Annotated in this window: 9 protein-coding genes; 6 read left to right on the forward strand and 3 right to left on the reverse strand. The window is 66.5% G+C overall.

Annotation, left to right across the window (positions count from 1 at the left end; all coding sequences use genetic code 11):
• Positions 1-79: 79 nt before the first annotated feature.
• Positions 80-1,474, reverse strand: coding sequence for a hypothetical protein (locus ABD974_RS00875; protein ID WP_345301379.1), 1,395 nt, complete (start codon positions 1,472-1,474; stop codon positions 80-82).
• Positions 1,475-1,762: 288 nt separating this feature from the next.
• Positions 1,763-4,273 (reverse strand): TonB-dependent receptor, encoded by a 2,511-nt coding sequence (locus ABD974_RS00880; protein WP_345301380.1) that lies wholly within the window; start codon positions 4,271-4,273, stop codon positions 1,763-1,765.
• Between the two features lie 366 nt (positions 4,274-4,639).
• On the opposite strand from ABD974_RS00880, the gene mutS reads away from it, so the two are divergent.
• The 3 genes from mutS (at position 4,640) to ABD974_RS00895 (ending at position 11,417) form a co-directional block, all read left to right on the forward strand.
• Entirely contained in the window at positions 4,640-7,174 is a 2,535-nt protein-coding gene (mutS, locus tag ABD974_RS00885; RefSeq protein ID WP_345301381.1) for a DNA mismatch repair protein MutS, read from the forward strand.
• A gap of 113 nt (positions 7,175-7,287) precedes the next feature.
• Complete coding sequence (locus ABD974_RS00890; RefSeq protein ID WP_345301382.1) at positions 7,288-10,656, forward strand: AAA family ATPase; 3,369 nt, start codon at positions 7,288-7,290, stop codon at positions 10,654-10,656.
• Between the two features lie 113 nt (positions 10,657-10,769).
• On the forward strand, positions 10,770-11,417 hold the full coding sequence (locus ABD974_RS00895; RefSeq protein ID WP_345301383.1) for a DUF937 domain-containing protein: 648 nt from the start codon (positions 10,770-10,772) through the stop codon (positions 11,415-11,417).
• A gap of 127 nt (positions 11,418-11,544) precedes the next feature.
• On the opposite strand, the gene ABD974_RS00900 is transcribed toward ABD974_RS00895, so the two are convergent.
• Positions 11,545-12,624, reverse strand: a complete 1,080-nt coding sequence (locus ABD974_RS00900) for a hypothetical protein (protein ID WP_345301384.1) — start codon at positions 12,622-12,624, stop codon at positions 11,545-11,547.
• A 484-nt stretch (positions 12,625-13,108) separates the two neighbouring features.
• Between ABD974_RS00900 and ABD974_RS00905 the strand changes: the two genes are divergently transcribed.
• The 3 genes from ABD974_RS00905 (at position 13,109) to ABD974_RS00915 (ending at position 18,934) form a co-directional block, all read left to right on the forward strand.
• Positions 13,109-15,514: a tetratricopeptide repeat protein gene (locus tag ABD974_RS00905; protein ID WP_345301385.1), complete on the forward strand. Its 2,406-nt coding sequence runs from the start codon at positions 13,109-13,111 to the stop codon at positions 15,512-15,514.
• Between the two features lie 219 nt (positions 15,515-15,733).
• Positions 15,734-17,950, forward strand: a complete 2,217-nt coding sequence (gene katG, locus ABD974_RS00910; RefSeq protein ID WP_345301386.1) for a catalase/peroxidase HPI — start codon at positions 15,734-15,736, stop codon at positions 17,948-17,950.
• Positions 17,951-18,118: 168 nt separating this feature from the next.
• Entirely contained in the window at positions 18,119-18,934 is an 816-nt protein-coding gene (locus tag ABD974_RS00915) for a uracil-DNA glycosylase family protein (RefSeq protein ID WP_345301387.1), read from the forward strand.
• Positions 18,935-18,957: the final 23 nt, after the last annotated feature.

Here is an 18,957-nt window from a genome sequence, read left to right on the forward strand (position 1 = left end):
GCGTGGCCAACGCACGCAGGCGAAGACACGACGGCCCGCACGTGGCGGGCCGTCGTCGAAACGCGGAACGGCAGATGGCTTACGGCTTGGCGGGGGCCGCCGCGGCCGGCGGCGGCAACTGGCAATTGCCTGCCTTGTCGACGGTGAACAGGTCGCCGCAGATGTGGCTGACGTCCGGCTGGTCGGTGGTGCTGAAGTTGTGGCAGGTGAAGCAGTTCTGCGTGTTCGATTCGAAGAAGCTTTCCATCGTCATGTTGGCGAGATAAAGCGAGCCGCGCTGGTTGGTCTGGACGCCGCTGTCCTGGCCGTTCTTGGTCCACAGCGCGCCGATCATCTCGTAGTTCTTCCAGATCGCCATCGGATCGTCGTCGCCGAGCTTGGTCAGCAGGCCGTCGGCACCGACCAGTTGCGCGTTGAGTTCCCTGATCGCCGCGAGATTCGCCTTGTTGTCGTTGGGGCCGGTCATGTCGCCGGGCGCATTGCCGTTGGGATACTGCCGGCAGATGTTGTTCGGCGTGCCGGTGGGCGGCGGCGGCGGATTGCCCTGCACCGTCGGCGTGTTGAAATTGAACGCGGCGCAGGCGGCGTTCGGCGGGCCGGGATTCGGATTGGGATTCGCGGTGAGGCATTGCGCGGCTTCGTTGCTGGCCAGCGCCCAGCCGGAGGCCGGCATCGGGCTGGAGCCGTCGCACAGCGGCGCATTGGTCTTGTGTTCGAACGAGGCCCAGATCATTTCCGGATGATTCTTCGTCCAGTTCACGATGTGGAAACCGACCAGGCCCAGGATCACCTTCGTCGGCGCCAGTTCGTCGTTGCCGCTGGCCATGGGCACTTCGGCATCCATCATGAAATAGGTCGGATCGGCCTTCGGCAGGATTTTCCAGGCGACCTTCAGTTCCATCGTGCCTTCGGCGAAACTGGCGCCGGTGGAGGTGCATTCCGCATCCGAATACCAGACCGAGTAATACAGCACGTTGCCGTTCTGATCGTAGAGGGCGCTGGTGTCGGCCTGCTCTTCCTCGAAGTCGACCGGTTTGACGTCGCGAATGCTCAACAGTTTGATCGCGTTCGCGCGCCCGCTGACCTTCGGCTTGCCGCACTGGCCGCTGCCGCCGCTCGGGTCGCGCAGACGATTGCTTTCGAAGACGCGCTCGCCGGGCGCGGTCGTCGACGGCGACACCTGCGCCAGGAACCACTGCCACGAGAACTGGTAGAAGTCGCAGAAGGTTTCCGCGCTGGCGATTTCGGATGGCGGATTGGGACTGGTGATCCAGCTGCTGCTGGCCTGGCAGACCGACGGTGGCGTCACCGGCGTCGCGGCGGCGACTTCGGGCTTGGGCGCGGCCGCTTCCGGCTTCTGGCCGCAGCCGGACAGTGCGAGCGCGATGGCGATCGTGGCGGCGAGCGCATGCGGCGCGTGACGCATGCGGGTGTTGCGGACGACGGACGACTGCGTGAACGACGGCGTGGACATCGAACATTCTCCTTGGCGTATGACCCATGTCTGCGGAATCCCGGCGGGCGGGAATTCCGTTCCCCTCGAACGTCGTGCGGCGCGCATGTGGCGGCCGCCGAAGTCCGGATTCCTGCGGACCGGATGCGACGGTACGGACCGGCTCCGGCGATGCATCGATGATGGCGTGTTTCCCCGGGGCCGAGCATGCGCCTGCCGGCGGCCGGCCGCAATCCGCAATGCACAACGCCCGCGAAAAAGAACGGCCCGCCGAAGCGGGCCGTCCGGATGACGCGGCGGAACGGAAACTCAGTACTTCACGCGGAACGTCACGCCGTAGGTGCGCGGAGCGCCGAGGAAGGCGTTCCAGGTGCCGGTCTGCAGCGGCGCGTCGAAGGCGACCTGGTAGTAGTCGGCATCGGTGAGGTTCTGCGACCACAGCTCGACATCCCAGCGACCGTCGCGACGCCCGATCACGAACCGCGCGTTGAACACCGAGTAGGCGTCCTGTTCCTTCTGCGGGTCGAGATCGGAGCCGGTGTTGTAGTCCGACATGTACTTGCCGCCGAGATGGGCGCTGGCTTCGAGATTGCTGCCCAGATCCCATTCGTAGCCGACCGAGCCGGTCACCGACCACTTCGGCGCGAAGCTGGCGCGGCTGCCGGGCAGCAGCACCAGATCGGCATCCGGCAACGGATCGTCGCCGTACTTGGTGTCGGCGTAGGTCAGGCCGCTCTGCACCATCCAGCCGCCGGTCTGCCACAGCAGTTCGGCATCGAGACCCTGCGAGGTCACCTTCGGGATCGAACGGACCACGAAGCTGGTGCCGAGGAAGCTGTTGAGCTGGAAGTCCGAGTATTCCTGATGGAACAACGTGGCGTTGAGCAGCAGGTTGCCGCCGAGCCAGGTGGTCTTGGTGCCCAGTTCGAAGCTGTCAACGAACTCGCCGTCGAACGAGGTGTCGTTCACCGGCACGATGCCTGCGGTGCCACTGGACAGACCGTTGTTCGACTGCACGCGATCGAGGTTGAAACCACCGGCCTTGTAGCCGCGCGCGGCCGAGAAATAGGCCATCGCGTGTTCGTTGAAACGGTACGCGGCCTTGAACGTGCCGGACCATTCCTTCTCTTCGCGGCTCTGGTCGGTACTGCGGCCGTTGTGCTGGATGTTGGTCCACGGCAGACAGGCGAACCCGACCACCGACGGCGCCGCGGCCGAAGCCTGGGCGACGGTCAGGCCGCGTGCGACCAGCGCCGCGACCACCTGGGCCGGATTGGCCAGCATCGCGCCGCAGCCGAGGCCGCCGTTCGGGTTGCTGTAACGCGACGCCAGATCCTTCTTCTCGCGGGTGTAACGCAGGCCGAGGGTCAGGTCGAGCGCGTCGGTGACATGCCAGGTGTTGTTGGTGAACAGGCCGAGACTCTTGGAGTCCTGCTCGTAGCGGTCGGCGGCGGCGTGGCCGGCGAACACGGTGCCGAAGGGACGGCCCGACGCCTGGGACAGGAACAGGGCCGCGGTGGGGCTCGTGGCCAGCAGCGGATTGATCCGCGACAACAGCGCGATCGACAGATACGGTTCGTACGCGCTGCCGACCCGATACGCCTCGTTGCGGCGCAGGTTCTCGTCGGCGTAGAACGCGCCGACCAGCCAGTCCAGCTTGTCGGTGCTGCCGGTCAGGCGGAACTCCTGGCTGAAGGTGTTGAACCGGGTGAAGTTGTCCGATTCCTGCGGATTGCGGTACAGCAGGTCGGCCGTGCTGTAGTCGAAATCGATGCCGTTGGTGGACTGCCATTCGCGGCGTGCGGTCACCGAGGTGAAGGTGGCGCCGTTGAGCCACGGCGTTTCCCAGTCGACCTGGCCGCTGACGCCCTTGTCCTTCATGTACTGCGCGGAGCTGCGGTTCGCCCACGCCCGGCGGGCGAAGGGATCGGCCACGGGCGCCACGCCGGTATCCACGGACAGCGCGTCGAGGATCGCCGCGGTCGGGCCGCGGATGATCGTGGTGCTGGCGCAGCAGTTCTCGTCGCGGTTGGTGAAGTCGCCGGTCAGCAGGATATCGAGCGTATCCGTGGGTTCGAACAGCAACTGGCCGCGGAAGGTGTGGAAATTCTGGTCCTGGTCTTCGGTATCGACGCGCGGACCGCTGCCGGTGCTCACGTCGAGATAGCCGTTGCGCTTGCGCTTCGCGGCATACAGGCGGAACGCCGCCATGTCGTTGAACGAATCGCTGTAGGAGCCGGCGACGCCGATCGCACCATAGTTGCCGACGGTGAACTCGGCTTCCGCGCTCTGCTGGTAGCTCGGCCGCTTGGTGACCACGTTGATCACGCCGGCCGACGTGTTCTTGCCGAACAGCGTTCCCTGCGGGCCCTTCAGTACTTCGATGCGTTCGAGTTCGCCGAGATCGCCGAAGCCCACGCCGTTGCGCGGGCGGTAGACGCCGTCGATCACCACGCCGACCGACGACTCGAGACCGGCGTTGTCGCCGACCGTACCGATGCCGCGGATGCGCGCCGTGGTCAGCGACTCGCTCTGGGTGCTGGTGACGGTGAGGCCCGGCACCAGTTGCTGCAGATCCTTGATGTCGCGGACGCCGTTGTCTTCGAGCATGGCTTCCGACAATGCGGTGACCACCACGGGAACGTCCTGCAGGGCTTCTTCGCGTTTTTGCGCGGTGACGATGATCTTGTCGAGCGTTCCGGCTTCTTCCTCGCCGCTGCCGCTGTCCTGGGCCAGCACCAGCGGTGCCTGGACCAGGCCCACCAGCGCGATCACCAGCGCACGGGCCAAGGTCGAATGTTGCAGTGCACGATCTTTCATTACCCCCCTCCTCGCCATATGTTTTTGTGTTTTCGTATCGTTACGTGGTCGTTGTTCGATCATCGGCGGTACGCATCCTGGCGTCATGTCGCGTCGCCGCATCCGTAGGCCGTAGACCCTGGAGGAAGACCGCGTGGCATGGGTCCGACCCCTCGTCTGGATGCGAATGACAACCGCGTCGCGACGGTAGCACAGGATTCATCGACTGTGCGCATGACCGGAACCGCCCGGGAGGGGCCGGCATGCTAGTCTTTGCCGCCCTTTCCGGGTGTGCTGCACGGCACCCGGCGCGCCCCCTCGAATGCCCCCGCCGTGTCCGATTCCGCATCGCCCTCCCGCGCCCCCAGCGACCAGCACACACCGCTCATGCGCCAGTTCTTCGCCGCGAAGGCGGAGCACCCCGACGTGCTGCTGTTCTTCCGCATGGGCGATTTCTACGAGCTGTTCTACGACGATGCGCGCAAGGCCGCGCGGCTGCTGGACATCACGTTGACGCAGCGCGGCAATTCCGCCGGCCAACCCATTCCGATGGCCGGCGTACCCGTGCACGCCTACGAGGGCTACCTCGCCCGTCTGGTCGCGCTGGGCGAGTCGGTCGCGATCTGCGAACAGATCGGCGATCCGGCGCTGGCCAAGGGCCTGGTCGAACGCAAGGTCGTGCGCATCGTGACGCCCGGCACCGTCACCGACGAAGCTCTGCTGCAGGATCGCCGCGACACCCTGTTGATGGCGGTGGCGCGCGGCAAGGCCGGCTATGGGCTCGCGTGGGCCGACCTCGCCGGCGGCCGTTTCCTGGTCAACGAGGTCGCCAGCGACGACATGCTCGAGGCCGAGCTCGCGCGCCTCGATCCCGCGGAACTGCTGATGCCGGACGAGGAAGGCTGGCCGACAGCGCTGTCGACGCGCCACGGACTCCGTCGCCGCGCGCCGTGGCTGTTCGATGCCGACAGCGGTCGCCGTCAACTGCTCCGTTTCTTCGATCTGCACGATCTGTCCGGCTTCGGCATCGAAGACAAGGCGCTGGCGATCGCGGCGGCCGGCGCGCTGCTCGGCTACGTCGAGGAAACCCAGAAACAGCGGCTGCCGCATCTCACCGCGATCCGCGTGGAAACCAGCGACGGCGCGATCGCGATGAACGCGGCGACGCGCCGCCATCTCGAACTCGACACCCGCGTCGACGGCGATACCCGCCACACTCTGCTCGGCATTCTCGACAGCACGGTGACGCCGATGGGCGGCCGCCTGCTGCGACGCTGGCTGCATCGTCCGCTGCGCGACCGCGGCATCGTGAGCGAACGTCACGATGCGGTGGAACGCCTGCTGGACGCGCGCGCCGATGGCGATGTGCGCGACGCCTTCCGCGGCCTCGGCGACATCGAACGCATCCTGTCGCGGGTCGCCCTGCGCAGCGCGCGCCCGCGCGACCTCTCGACCCTGCGCGATGCGCTGCAACTGCTGCCGACAGCGCGCAACGCACTTGCCGGCATCGACTCCCCGCGGCTGCAGGCGCTGGCCGCCGAACTCGGCGAACACGGTGCCCAGGCTGCGTGGATGGCGCGCGCGATCGTGCAACAACCACCGGTGCTGGCGCGCGACGGCGGCGTGATCGCCGAAGGTTACGACGCCGAACTGGACGAGCTGCGCCAGCTCAGCACCAATGCCGATCAGTTCCTGATCGACCTCGAAGCCCGCGAACGCGAAAGCAGCGGCATCCCGACGCTGAAGGTCGGCTACAACCGCGTCCACGGCTATTTCATCGAGATCAGCAAAGGCCAGGCCGACAAGGCGCCGGTGCATTACACCCGGCGCCAGACCCTGACCGGCGCCGAGCGATACATCACCGAAGAGCTGAAGCAGTTCGAGGACAAGGTGCTGTCGGCGCGCGAACGCGCGCTGGCGCGCGAGAAGCTGCTGTACGAAGGCGTGCTGGACGAACTGAACCGCGATCTCGAACCGCTGAAGCGCTGCGCCGCCGCGCTGAGCGAACTCGACGTGCTGGCCTGTTTCGCCGAACGCGCGCGCGAACTCGACTGGTCGCGCCCGCGGCTGGTCGCCGATGCGGTGCTGCGGATCGAACGCGGCCGCCACCCGGTCGTCGAAGCGGTCCGCGACGAACCGTTCGAGCCGAACGACATCGACCTGCACGCCGACCGCCGCATGCTGGTGATCACCGGCCCGAACATGGGCGGCAAATCGACCTACATGCGCCAGAACGCGCTGATCGTACTGCTCGCGCACATCGGCAGTTTCGTGCCGGCGGCGAAGGCGGAGCTCGGGCCGATCGACCGCATCCTCACCCGCATCGGCGCCGGCGACGACCTCGCCCGCGGGCAATCGACCTTCATGGTCGAAATGAGCGAAACCAGCTACATCCTCCATCACGCCACCGCGCAGTCGCTGGTGCTGATGGACGAGATCGGCCGCGGCACGTCGACCTACGACGGCCTCGCCCTCGCCGAAGCCTGCGCGCGCCATCTGGCGACGACCAATCGCTGCTACACCCTGTTCGCCACGCATTATTTCGAACTGACGACGCTCGCCCAGTCCGGCAGCGGCATCGCCAACGTGCATCTCGACGCGGTCGAGCATGGCGACGCACTGGTGTTCATGCACGCGGTGAAGGACGGCCCTGCCGATCGCAGCTTCGGGCTGCAGGTCGCCGCCCTCGCCGGCCTGCCGAAGTCGGTGGTCCGCGAAGCCCGCGGCCGCTTGGCCGAACTCGAACAGCGCCGCGACGATCCTGCACCGGTGCTGACGCCGCAGACCCTCGACACCCCGCAGCAGTTCGGCCTGTTCACGCCGTCTTCTGCCGCCCTCGACGCGCTTGCGGCCATCGACCCGGACGAGCTCACGCCGAAGCAGGCGCTCGAAGCGCTGTATCGCCTGAAGGCGCTGGAATAATCCCGGTAGAGCAGCCTTCAGGCCGCTGCTTTCGGGAAATCAGGCAGCTCGCCCCCATCGCAGCCCGTGGGACCCGACGCCGGTACACTTGCGCGATCAACGGAGAATCGCGCGTGGCCATCGGAATCTTCATCGCGGGTGTCTTGTTCGGCGTCGTGCTGGCGGTCTGGCTGCGGCGTTCACCGTCGCCGCAGTGGCCGCAGCCGAGCGGGCACGCTGCGGATTCGTCCACCGACAGGGCAGGCGACTCTGCCGTCGTCGCACTGCCAGCACCGGCCGACGAGCCGGCGAAGGACACGGCCGCCTCGGAAGAACCCCCGGCCGACAAACTCTATCGCCTCCGTCGCGAGATCGAGAGCGACGACGACCGTATCCAGAGTCCCGAGGATCTGCTGCGGCTGCCGCAGTTCAGGGAAGGCGTGGCGCTGCTGACGGGCCCGGCGTTCGCGCCGAAGGAGCTGCTCGATCTGCTCGAGAACGACAGCTACGCGCTGGGCTGCATGCTCTACGCCGCAATGCGCGAACGCGGCGATGTCGACGCCCATGCAGCGCTGGCCGCGACCTCATCGCCGGGGCGCTTCCAGATCAAATTCATGCTGGACTATCTGCAGGCGCAGGCCGATGCCTCCGCCCTGCCCGGGCTGCTGCGGCATCTGCGCGAGTGGTGGTACGAACAACCGCCGCTGCGCCAGCGGCTGCGCGAATACCTGTCTTGGTCGGAGGCGCATGCGCCCGGCCATGCGGCGATGACGCTGGAGACGCTGAAGGACTGGGAGCTGGAACAGCTCGCGGAAGGCCTGCAATCGTTCCGCACGCCGGTGCTGGAGCCGTTCGTCGCGCAGGCCAAGGCCGAACTCGCGCAGCGGCGCGAACGCCGCACGCTCGGCGGCATCGGCCGGCTGTGGGCGCCGGCGGTCGACGCAGCGTCGGGCGCGGCCGCCATCGTCGATCATCCCGAACTCGACCTGCAGGTCGACAAGGTCCATGCGCTGCTGCACGCGACGCCGGCGGTGTCGGTGCTGGTCGCGGGCGAACACGGCACCGGCAAGACCGTGCTGGTGGATCGGCTGTTCGCGCGACTGCATGCCGAAGGCTGGCTGCTGTTCGAGGCCTCGGCCGCGGAGGTGCTGGCCGGCCAGAGCTACATCGGCGAACTCGAAGAACGGATCCGCGAACTCCTGGCCACGCTCGATCGCGAGCGCGCGCTGTGGCGGGTACAGGATTTCCACGATCTGCTGCACAAGGGCGGCCACAGCCAGGACCCGCGCGGCATTCTCGATCTGCTGCTGCCGGCGATGGAACGCGGCCAATTGCGGATGATCGGCGAACTGTCGCCGGCGCAGCTCGCGCAATTGCTGATCGCACGGCCGACGCTGCGCCATCTGGTGAAGACCGTGACCCTGTCGTCGCCATCGACGGCGGCCATGCGCGACCTGCTCGAACGCTGGCGCACGGCGCGCGAAGCGCGGTTCGGTACGACGGTAGCCGATACGCGCGCGCTCGACGAAGCGCAGCGCATGGCAGCGCAGTATTTTCCGGAACAGCACGAGCCCGGACGGACGCTGCGGCTGCTGGAGGAAACCCTGCAGGCGGAGACCAGCGCGCAGCCGCATGCGCTGCCGCTGGGCGCGGACGCGCTGCTGCGGGCGATCTCACGACGCAGCGGTCTGCCGCTGGACGTGATCGACGATCGCCAAAGTCTCGATCTCGACGCGCTGCGCGCGTTCTTCCGCAAGCGCGTCATCGGCCAGGACGAAGCGGTGGAATGCCTCGTCGACCGCATCGCAATGCTCAAGGCCGGCTTGGTCGACACCGGCCGGCCGATCGGCGTGTTCCTGTTCGCCGGGCCCACCGGCACCGGCAAGACCGAACTGGCGAAGACCCTCGGCGAGCTGCTGTTCGGCAGCGACGAACGCCTGCTGCGGCTGGACATGAGCGAATTCCAGTCCGACGACTCGGCCTGGCGGCTGACCGAAGTCTCGCGCGACGGCAGCGCGCGCTCGCTGGTCGCGCGCATCCGCGAACAGCCCTTCTCGGTCGTGCTGCTCGACGAATTCGAGAAGGCGCATCCGCGGGTGTGGGACCTGTTCCTGCAGGTGTTCGACGATGGTCGCCTGAGCGACCGCAACGGCAACGTCGCCGACTTCCGCCACAGCATCATCATCCTCACCAGCAACGCGGGATCGACCCTGTCGCGCAGCGCGGGACCGGGGTTCACCTCGTCTGCGGGCGGCTATTCGCGCGGCGGCGTCGAGAAGGCGCTGTTCGAAACCTTCCGCCGCGAATTCCTCAATCGCCTCGATCGCATCGTGCTGTTCAACCCGCTCGACCGCAATCTGATGCGCGACATCCTGCACAAGGAACTGCAGCGCGCGATGGGCCGGCGCGGCCTCAGGAACCGTGACTGGGCGGTGGAATGGGAACCCTCGGCTGTCGAATTCCTGCTCGACCGCGGCTTCACGCCCGATCTCGGCGCGCGTCCGCTGCGCCGCGCGATCGAACAGCATCTGCTCGCACCGCTGGCGCGCAGCATCGTCGAGCACCGCACGCCGCAGGGCGATCAGTTCCTGTTCGTGCGCAGCGCCGGCGAACGGCTGGAAGTGGAATTCATCGACCCGAATCCGTCGCTCCCGGCGTCGACCACCCTCGCCGCCGTCGGTGCCGGCGATCTGCGCACGCTGGTGTACGCGCCGGAGGCGTCTCCGGCCGCCATCGCGACCCTGCACGGCGCCTACGCGCGGCTCGTCGAGCGGCTGGCCTCGCCGGCCTGGTCGGACGCGCGCACGGCGGAATACGCGACGATGGGCGAACGCGATTTCTGGTCGCGCCCCGAACGTTTCGACGTGCTCGACCGGATCGAGCGTCGCGATCGCATCGAGAGCGCGCTCGACACCGCGCAGCGTCTCGACGCGCGTCTGGCGCGCGACGGCGCCGACGCGGGCTTCGTCGCCCGCCACGCGCAATTGCTGTGGCTGCTGGAACATGCGATGGACGCCGTTTCGCACCATCGGCCGCAGGATGCGCTGCTGTGGCTGAGCGCGGGCGAGAGCGATCTCAAGCGCGATCCAGCCCAGACCCGGCTGTGGTGGCAGCAGTTGCTGGCGATGTACATGGCGTGGGCCGAGCGTCGCAACATGCGCGTAGAAGTGTTGGAACAGAACGCGGGCGAATGCCGCGCGCGACTCGCGGTGAGCGGCTTCGGCGCGCTCGCCCTGCTCGATGCCGAACACGGCTTGCACGCGCTCGAATACGAAGCGGAAGACGGCGGCACCCGCCGCGTCGCCGCATCCGTGCGCATCGCGCCCGATCACGCCGGGCGCGCACGTCCGAAACGTCTGGACGTCGACGAAGAACTGCGCGTTTGCCGCCGCTATCGCGCCGCGCCCTCGCCGCTGGTCCGCGACGGCGTGCGCGGCTGGCGCACCGGCCGGCTCGACCGCGTGCTGGCGGGCGAGTTCGACGCGATCGTCGCGGACGACTGACGCCGGCCACGGCGCCCGCGCTCGTGGGATCGAAAAAAGCCCGTTCCGCGCCCGCATGACGCGGTCGCCAGGGCTACAGTGGCCGCAAACCGCCCGTCTTCACGGAGACCACCATGACCCAACTGACCAACGACCTCCTCGCCCAACTCCAGGGTGCCCCGCTGCAACAGATCTCGCGCCAGCTCGGCATCGACCAGAGCCAGGCGGCCGGCGCCGTCGGCGCGGCGTTGCCGCTGCTGATGGGCGCGCTGGGCAGGAACGCCAGCCAGCCGCAGGGCGCGGAAGCGCTGTTCGGCGCGCTGCAGAAAGACCACGCCGGAAGCGGCGGCATCGGCGACCTGCTCGGCGCGGTGCTCGGCGGTGCGCAGAGCCGGCAGACCGACGGCGCCGGCATGCTCGGCCACATCTTCGGCGGCCAGCAGGGCCGCGCCGAACAGCATCTGGGCGAAGCCACCGGCCTGGGTGGCGACCGCGCCGGCCAGCTGATGAAGATCCTCGCCCCGATCGTGATGGCCTATCTCGCCAAGCGCATGTTCTCCGGCAATGACGGCGGCAGCGGCCAGACCGCCGGCCTCGGCGGCGGCAACCCGACGGCTGACATCCTGGGCGCCGTACTCGGACAGGAGCGGCAACAGGTGCGCCAGCAGGGAGGCCTGGCCGGCGGCCTGCTCGGCGCGGTGCTCGACAAGGACGGCGATGGCGATGTCGATCTGAGCGACATGCTGAAACTCGGCGGCGGCCTGCTCGGCGACAGGCGTTGAGCCTCAACCTATCGACCTGAAATCGACGCAGGTCGCAGGCTCCGCCCGCCCCCGCGCCTGAACCCGTGATCGGACGGCCGCCAACCGGCGGCCGTTCCGTTTTCGACGCGATCGAAGCGCGCCCGTTTCAGCGACCGGGAACCCGGCAACAGACATTGCCCCCGAACGTCGTCTGCGACGACGCTGTCGTGTTGTTCCAGGCACAGAAGGTCGCGTTGCCCGCGACGTTGGCGTTGTAGCCGCTTCCCTGGCTGTACACCCCGCTGGAGGCCGTCCAGCAATATGGCGTGACCGGCTGGTATCCGGTCGGGCAATTCGGGTTGTTGAAGAAATTGGTGCTGTTCGCCGCGATGGTGAAACTGGCGACGCTCGTATTCACGCAATCGAACTGTGTCGCCTGCGGCGGCATGAAATAGCCGACCACGTCGATGACGTAATGGGCGGTAGCGCTCGAATACACCGACAATTCCACCGCACAAGCCTGACACGAGGTCACGACGACGTCGTTGGACGCACTGACCGTTCCCGTGAAATAGACGGTACTTCCGGTCTGGTAGGCCTTGCCGTTCTCGTAGATCTTGAAGAATCCTTCGCTGCCGGTACTGAGCACGGTCACGCTGACCGCGAGCGCCGTCGCGAAACTGGGAATGCCGCAGTTGGTGGAACCGTCGCCGTTGGCGAAGGTGCCGTTGCCGCCCTGGATGGCATAGCTGCCGAGATCTTCGGTGTCGATGCCGCGCGACGTGGCCGCGGCGATGGGCGAGGCGATCACGCGCGAATCGGCGACCCGGCAGCGCCCGTTCGGCAACGGCGTATACGTGGTGTCGGCGATGGTGCTGCCGAGGCTCTTGCCGGTCGTCGCGGCCTGCGACAGCGCCTTGCGGATGCTTGTGCTGTCCGCCGGTTGTCCCTGCAGCACCCCCATCATCGTGTTGTAAGTGGGCATGGTGGTCGCCCGCAGGACATTGACGGCATCGGCCGTGCCGATGAAACGCCCCAGTTTTACCGCCCACTGGTCGACATCGCCCCCATGCTCGCGCGCATCGGCCGCCCATCGGCGAACAAGCGTGCGAGCGATGTCGGCACGCTGCTTCGCGGAAAGTTGCGTCGGCGTCGCGAGCGCCGGCGCCCCCCGCTCCCGGATTCCGTCGCCGGCGAGCGCGCCGCCTGCGAAAAGGGTCGCGATCAGAACCACCGCGGTCGTCATGAAAAATCTCATCTCGATCTGTCCCCCAGGTTGGCGCCCGCGATCGACTGGCCGCAGTCGCGATGGTGAATGGGTACGACTATGTCCCCTGCCCTTTGGCGCCCTTGCCGAAGGATCTCCTTGAAGCACCGCATGGCGCCCCACGACAACCCAACGGAAAAGCGGGCGCTCGACGGACAGAGCGTTCAGATCCTCCGCGTCATCCCGTCTCGGCAACCGGCTGACGGAGGCCAAGCTGATCAGGGACGGCGATGTCGACCGGAGCGATAGGCTGAAACCTGGCGGCGGCCTGCCGGGCGGGGAGCGCCGACGCATCCTGTCCGGGACTTTGGGACGGTGCGCAGACGCCGGCCGCCGGGCCTCGCACATCCGGGCACCGCCATCGCAACCGTCGCATTGACGGTTTTCGGCCCACGCGCACAGAATCCGTTCAACACCCCGGCCCGGGGTTTCATGACGATCGAACGGAGCAATGGATTCTCCCGTGAGCACGAAACGCTTCCGCATCGCATTTTCCTTCGCGGGGGAAAAGCGCGACTTCGTGAAACAGGCCGCCGATCTGCTTGCCGTGCGATTCGGGCAAGGCAAAATCCTCTACGACAAATATCACGAAGCGGAATTTGCGAATGCAGATCTCGCTTTCGATCTGCCATCGCTCTACAAAGACGCGTCCGACCTGATCATTGCGGTCTTCTGCGCGGATTACGACAAGAAGGAATGGTGCGGCCTGGAATGGCGGGCCATCTTCTCGATTATCAAGGAAGGCGGCAGCAGGCAGATCATGCTTTCCCGCTTTGAACATGTGGATGGCAAAGGGCTGCATGGTCTTGCCGGCTTCATTGAACTCGACCACAAAACTCCCGACGCATTCGTCGCCCTGATCCTCGAACGCCTCGCTCTCAACGAAGGCCACCCGAAGGACCACTACACGAAGCCGGCCGTCGTTGTTGCATCCGCGCCAAGAACGTCCATCCCCCACAACCTGCCCCGATTGCAGCCGTTCTTCGGCCGCGAGGACGAACTGAGGAAGATCGCCGACGCCCTCGACCCGGAGTCGCGCACCTGGGGCGCGCTGATCGATGGTCCAGGCGGGATGGGCAAGACCTCGCTCGCGGTCCGCGCTGCCTACGAGGCCCCGCCGGACGTCTTCGACAAGATCGTCTTCATCTCGCTCAAGAGCCGCGAGCTGGACGACGATGGTCTGCGCGACCTCAGCGGCTTTCTGATCAGCGGTCTGGTCGAGCTGTTCGGCGAGCTCGCCCGCGAACTGGGCCGCGACGACATCGTCAAGGTCGCGGAAGACCAGCGCCCGCGCCTGCTGCTCGACGCCCTGCGCGGCACACGGACCCTCCTGGTCCTCGACAATCTCGAAAGCCTGCTCAAACCCGAGCGCGACATCCTCTTCACCTTCGTCAAAAAACTCCCGGCCGGCTGCAAGGCCATCCTGACCAGCCGCGGGCGCATCGGCTCCGGCGCCGAGGAACTGATCCTCGAAAAACTCGACGAACAGGCTGCACTCGACACCCTCGCCGAACTCGCCACCCACAATCCGCACCTCGCCAGAACCAGCGAAGCCGAGCGCCTCGTGCTCTATCGCGAGACTAGCGGCAAACCGCTGTTGCTGCGCTGGACCGCCGGCCAACTCGGTCGCGGCCACTGCCTCACGTTTACCGATGCGCTCGATTTTCTGCGGTCCTGCCCGCCGGGCAACGACCCGCTGGAATTCATCTTCGGCGATCTGGTGGACGATTTCAGCGAGGGCGAAACCAAGGCGCTGTGCGCGCTGACCTACTACACCCTGCCAACGAAGGTCGAGCATGTCGCCGCCATCGCCGGGCTGTCGGAACCGGACACCGACTGTGCCCTGCGCAGCCTCGTCAATCGCTCACTCGCCGTGCCGAACGATGAGTTGACGGCCTTCACCCTTGTGCCCATGGTCGCGGAGTTCCTGCGCAGGAAAAAACCGGAAATGGTGGCGGAAACCGGCGAGCGGCTGGAACAGCGCGCCTATGCGCTGATCATTGAAAACGGCTATCAAAGCTACGACCGTTTCCCTACGCTCGAAGCAGCTTGGCATGGCATCGCCCCTGCTCTGTCACTGTTTCTGGTAGGCGACAATCATCGCCTGCAAACCGTATGTGATGCGCTCACGACATTCCTCGAATTCCAAGGGCACTGGGATGAAAGGCTCGCCCTCGGCGAGAAAGCCGAAGCTCGGGCTGTAGCCGCCACCGATCACGTCAGCGCCTTCTGGCGAGCCAATCATGCCGGCTTCATTCACGCTTTGCGTCAGCAAGCCGATGACGTGCTCGCCTGTGCCAATCGCGCCGCCGCTTACTTGGACGCGACGCGCATTAGTGCGCTGGAAAGGGCTTCTACGATTCGCCTACGCGGCATCGGGCATCAACTAATGCGCGATTATCCCGAGGCGATCGTCGCTTACCAGGAGACACTTGCCCTGCTGCGCAGCATCAACAGCGAGACTATCGACGTGGCCATGGTCTTGAACGATCTCGCCAACGCAGAGTACTACTCAGGCGACTACGACTCTGCCGAGGCTCATTACCAAGAAGCCTGGCACATGGCCCGCGCGATCGACTACATCGAGGGCGAGGCTTATGTCAGATGCAATCAAATAAGTTTTGCTCTTGATCGCAAAGACTGGCCGACTGCCGAGACTCTCGCGCGAGAAGCACTATCCTTATCCGAAACCATCCACCGCCAGGACTTGATTGCGTGCAATAACCACCGTCTCGCGCACGCCCTTGTGCGTCAAGGAAAAGCCACCGAAGCCCTCTCCCACGCCCGACGGGCCGTGGACATTTTGACGCGCCTTGGACATCCCGATGTGGCCGCAGCCCAAAGCATCCTCTCCGAATGCGGCGGCTGAAAGCGATTTTGGCAATGTCCCCCTCAGCACAGCCCGACGAAACACCTCAAGCCAGCTCCCCAAAAACCCGTTCCGACTGATTTATACGATCGAACTCGGATAATCGATAGTTTTTAACTATCAAAAGCGTCCAAACAATCGAATTCTCATCGCCCGGCCCCGGGCGTACGTTGGCTGCACTTTCCACGATCGGGCCGTCGCGCCCCCAAGGAGCTTCGCATGTCGACCGAATCCAAATGCCCGTTTCCGCATGGCGCCGCGCACCACACCATGGCCGGGGGCGGCGGTCGTGGGAACCGCGACTGGTGGCCCAACCAGCTGAATCTGGACATCCTGCACCAGCGTTCCGAGAAGTCCGATCCGATGGGCGCTGACTTCGACTACGCCGCTGAATTCAAGACCCTCGACCTCGACGCCGTGGTCGCCGACCTGACCGCGCTGATGACCGATTCGCAGGACTGGTGGCCCGCCGACTGGGGGCATTACGGCGGACTCTTCATCCGCATGGCCTGGCACTCGGCCGGCACCTACCGCATCGCCGACGGTCGCGGCGGCAGCGGCAACGGTTCGCAGCGCTTCGCGCCGCTGAACAGCTGGCCGGACAACGGCAACCTCGACAAGGCCCGCCGGCTGCTGTGGCCGATCAAGCGGAAATACGGGCGCAAGCTCAGCTGGGCCGATCTGATGATCCTGGCCGGCAACGTCGCGCTGGAATCGATGGGCTTCAAGACCTTCGGTTTCGCCGGCGGCCGCCCGGATATCTGGGAGCCCGAGAAAGACATCAATTGGGGCCCCGAAGCCGAATGGCTGGCGACCAGCGACAAGGCCAACAGCCGCTACTCCGGCGAACGCCAGCTGGCGAACCCGCTGGGTGCGGTGCAGATGGGCCTGATCTACGTGAACCCCGAAGGCCCGGACGGCAACCCCGACCCGGTGGCCTCCGGCCGCGATGTGCGCGAAACCTTCGCCCGCATGGCGATGGACGACGAGGAAACCGTCGCCCTCGTCGCCGGCGGCCACACCTTCGGCAAGGCACACGGCGCGGGCGATCCCAAGCTGGTCGGCGCGGAACCGGAAGGCGGCGCGCTGGAGGACCAGGGCTTCGGCTGGATCAACGCGTTCGAGAGCGGCCGCGGCGTCCACACCACCACCAGCGGCATCGAAGGCGCGTGGAAACCCAACCCGACGACCTGGGACAACGGCTACTTCGACGTGCTCTTCGGCAACGAATGGGTGCTGACCAAGAGCCCCGCCGGCGCGCATCAGTGGACGCCGAAGGATCCGAAACCGGAACAGATGATTCTCGACGCGCACGATCCGTCGAAGCGGCATCCGCCGATGATGACCACGGCCGATCTGTCGCTGCGCTTCGACCCGGCCTACGAAAAGATCTCGCGGCGTTTCCACGCCGACCCGCAGGCCTTCGCCGATGCGTTCGCCCGCGCCTGGTTCAAGCTCACCCACCGCGACATGGGCCCGCGCGCCCGCTACCTCGGCAAGCTGGTGCCGTCGGAAGTGCTGATCTGGCAGGACCCGGTGCCGACGGTCGACCATCCGCTGGTCGATGCGAACGACATCGCGGCACTGAAGGCGAAGGTATTGGCCTCCGGCCTCTCCATTCCGCAACTGGTGAACACCGCCTGGGCGTCCGCATCCACCTTCCGCGGCAGCGACAAGCGCGGCGGCGCCAACGGCGCGCGCATCAGGCTCGCGCCGCAGAAGGATTGGGCGGTCAATCAGCCGGCCGAACTGGCGAAGGTGCTGGCGACGCTCGAATCGATTCAGTCCGCGTTCAACGCCGCGCAGTCCGGCGGCAAGAAGATTTCGCTCGCCGACCTGATCGTGCTCGCCGGCAACGCGGCGGTCGAAGCCGCGGCGAAACAGGCCGGCCACGACATCGTCGTGCGGTTCTCGCCGGGCCGCACCGATGCGCGGCAGGACCAGACCGATGTCGAATCGTTCGCGGTGCTCGAACCGCAGGCCGACGGCTTCCGCAACTACGTGAAGGCGGGGCTTGAAGACGTGCAGGCCGAACTGCTGATCGACAAGGCGCAGTTGCTGAACCTCACGTCGCCGGAGATGACCGCGTTGATCGGCGGCCTGCGCGTCCTCGACGCGAACGCCGGCGGCGTGAAACACGGCGTGTTCACCCGACGCCCGGGCACATTGAGCAACGACTTCTTCGTGAATCTGCTCGATATGAACACCGCGTGGAAGCGCTCCGCCGCCGACAGGCACGTGCTGGAAGGCCGCGACCGCAAGAGCGGCGAATTGAAGTGGACCGGCACCGTCGCCGATCTCGTGTTCGGCTCGAACTCGCATTTGCGCTCGCTCGCCGAGGTCTATGCCGCCAGCGATGCCGAAGCGAAGTTCGTGCACGATTTCGCGGCGGCCTGGGCCAAGGTGATGGAGAACGATCGCTTCGATCTGGCGTGAAGCAACGCAGGATCGACTTCCGGAAAGCCGGCGCGCGATGCGCCGGCTTTTTCGTTCCGGAACGGCGATCCGGACCGAACGCAACACCCATGACCTTGCATGCATGACCGCCCGCGGACGACGACCGCGTTGAAGGAAGATATCGGACGATCACGACGAGGAACCGTCATGCCCATCGACTTCTGCCCCGGCTATACCGGCAGCCCATTCAAGACGCTGGCGCGCAACTATCCCGGCGCGGACGTGTATCCGAGCGCCGACTTTCGCACCGAGTGGGGCCCGATCTTCCACCGCGGCCGGCTCAACGGCACCGCGCGGGTGCTGGTGATCGGCCAGGATCCGGCGCAGTCGGAAGCGGTGGTGCGCCGCATCCTCGTCGGCAATGCCGGCAAGCGCGTGCAGGGCTTCCTGCACAAGGTCGGCATCCGCAAGCGATACGTCATCATCAACACCTACATCTACAGCGTGTTCGGCCAACAGGCCGGCAATGCGCACATCGGCGACGCGCAGATCGCCGCCTACCGCAATCTCTGGATCGCCGGCGTGCTCGACAAGAGCCCGATCGAAGCGGTGGTCGCATTCGGCGGACTGGCGCGCAAAGCCTGGGAGGCGTGGCTGGATTCGCCCGCCGCCGTGGGTCGGCCTGCGTTGCATTTCGAAGCGCTGCCGCACCCCACCTCGCCGACCGCGGGCGGCGCGAGCGATGCGCAGGCCGCTGCGGCCACCGCGACGATGCTGGCGAAGTACAACGCCGCGATCGGCCGCATCCGCGGCGTATTGACGGCCACCGACGCCATCGCGTCGCCGCTCTACGGCAACGCCTTCACCGACGACGATCTGCCGGACATCCCGATGATGGACCTGCCACCGGGCACGCCGGCGTGGATGTCGACCGAAGAAGAATGGGCCAAGCGCGTCGGCGACACCGCGGCGATCAAGCGCCGTACGATCCAGATCGCGGTGCCGCCGGCGGTACCGCTCTGAGCGCGTCGCACAGCGACATCGAC

It is taken from the genome of Lysobacter hankyongensis (assembly GCF_039543145.1).
Taxonomy (GTDB): Bacteria; Pseudomonadota; Gammaproteobacteria; order Xanthomonadales; family Xanthomonadaceae; genus Lysobacter_I; species Lysobacter_I hankyongensis.

Bases quoted from the DNA above. Each gene is read 5' to 3' on its own strand.
- mutS (WP_345301381.1), top strand. From the start codon at position 4,640: ATGCGCCAGTTCTTCGCCGCGAAGGCGGAGCACCCCGACGTGCTGCTG.
- ABD974_RS00900 (WP_345301384.1), bottom strand. From the start codon at position 12,624: ATGACGACCGCGGTGGTTCTGATCGCGACCCTTTTCGCAGGCGGCGCG.
- ABD974_RS00895 (WP_345301383.1), top strand. From the start codon at position 10,770: ATGACCCAACTGACCAACGACCTCCTCGCCCAACTCCAGGGTGCCCCG.
- ABD974_RS00880 (WP_345301380.1), bottom strand. From the start codon at position 4,273: ATGAAAGATCGTGCACTGCAACATTCGACCTTGGCCCGTGCGCTGGTG.
- ABD974_RS00875 (WP_345301379.1), bottom strand. From the start codon at position 1,474: ATGTCCACGCCGTCGTTCACGCAGTCGTCCGTCGTCCGCAACACCCGC.
- katG (WP_345301386.1), top strand. From the start codon at position 15,734: ATGTCGACCGAATCCAAATGCCCGTTTCCGCATGGCGCCGCGCACCAC.
- ABD974_RS00915 (WP_345301387.1), top strand. From the start codon at position 18,119: ATGCCCATCGACTTCTGCCCCGGCTATACCGGCAGCCCATTCAAGACG.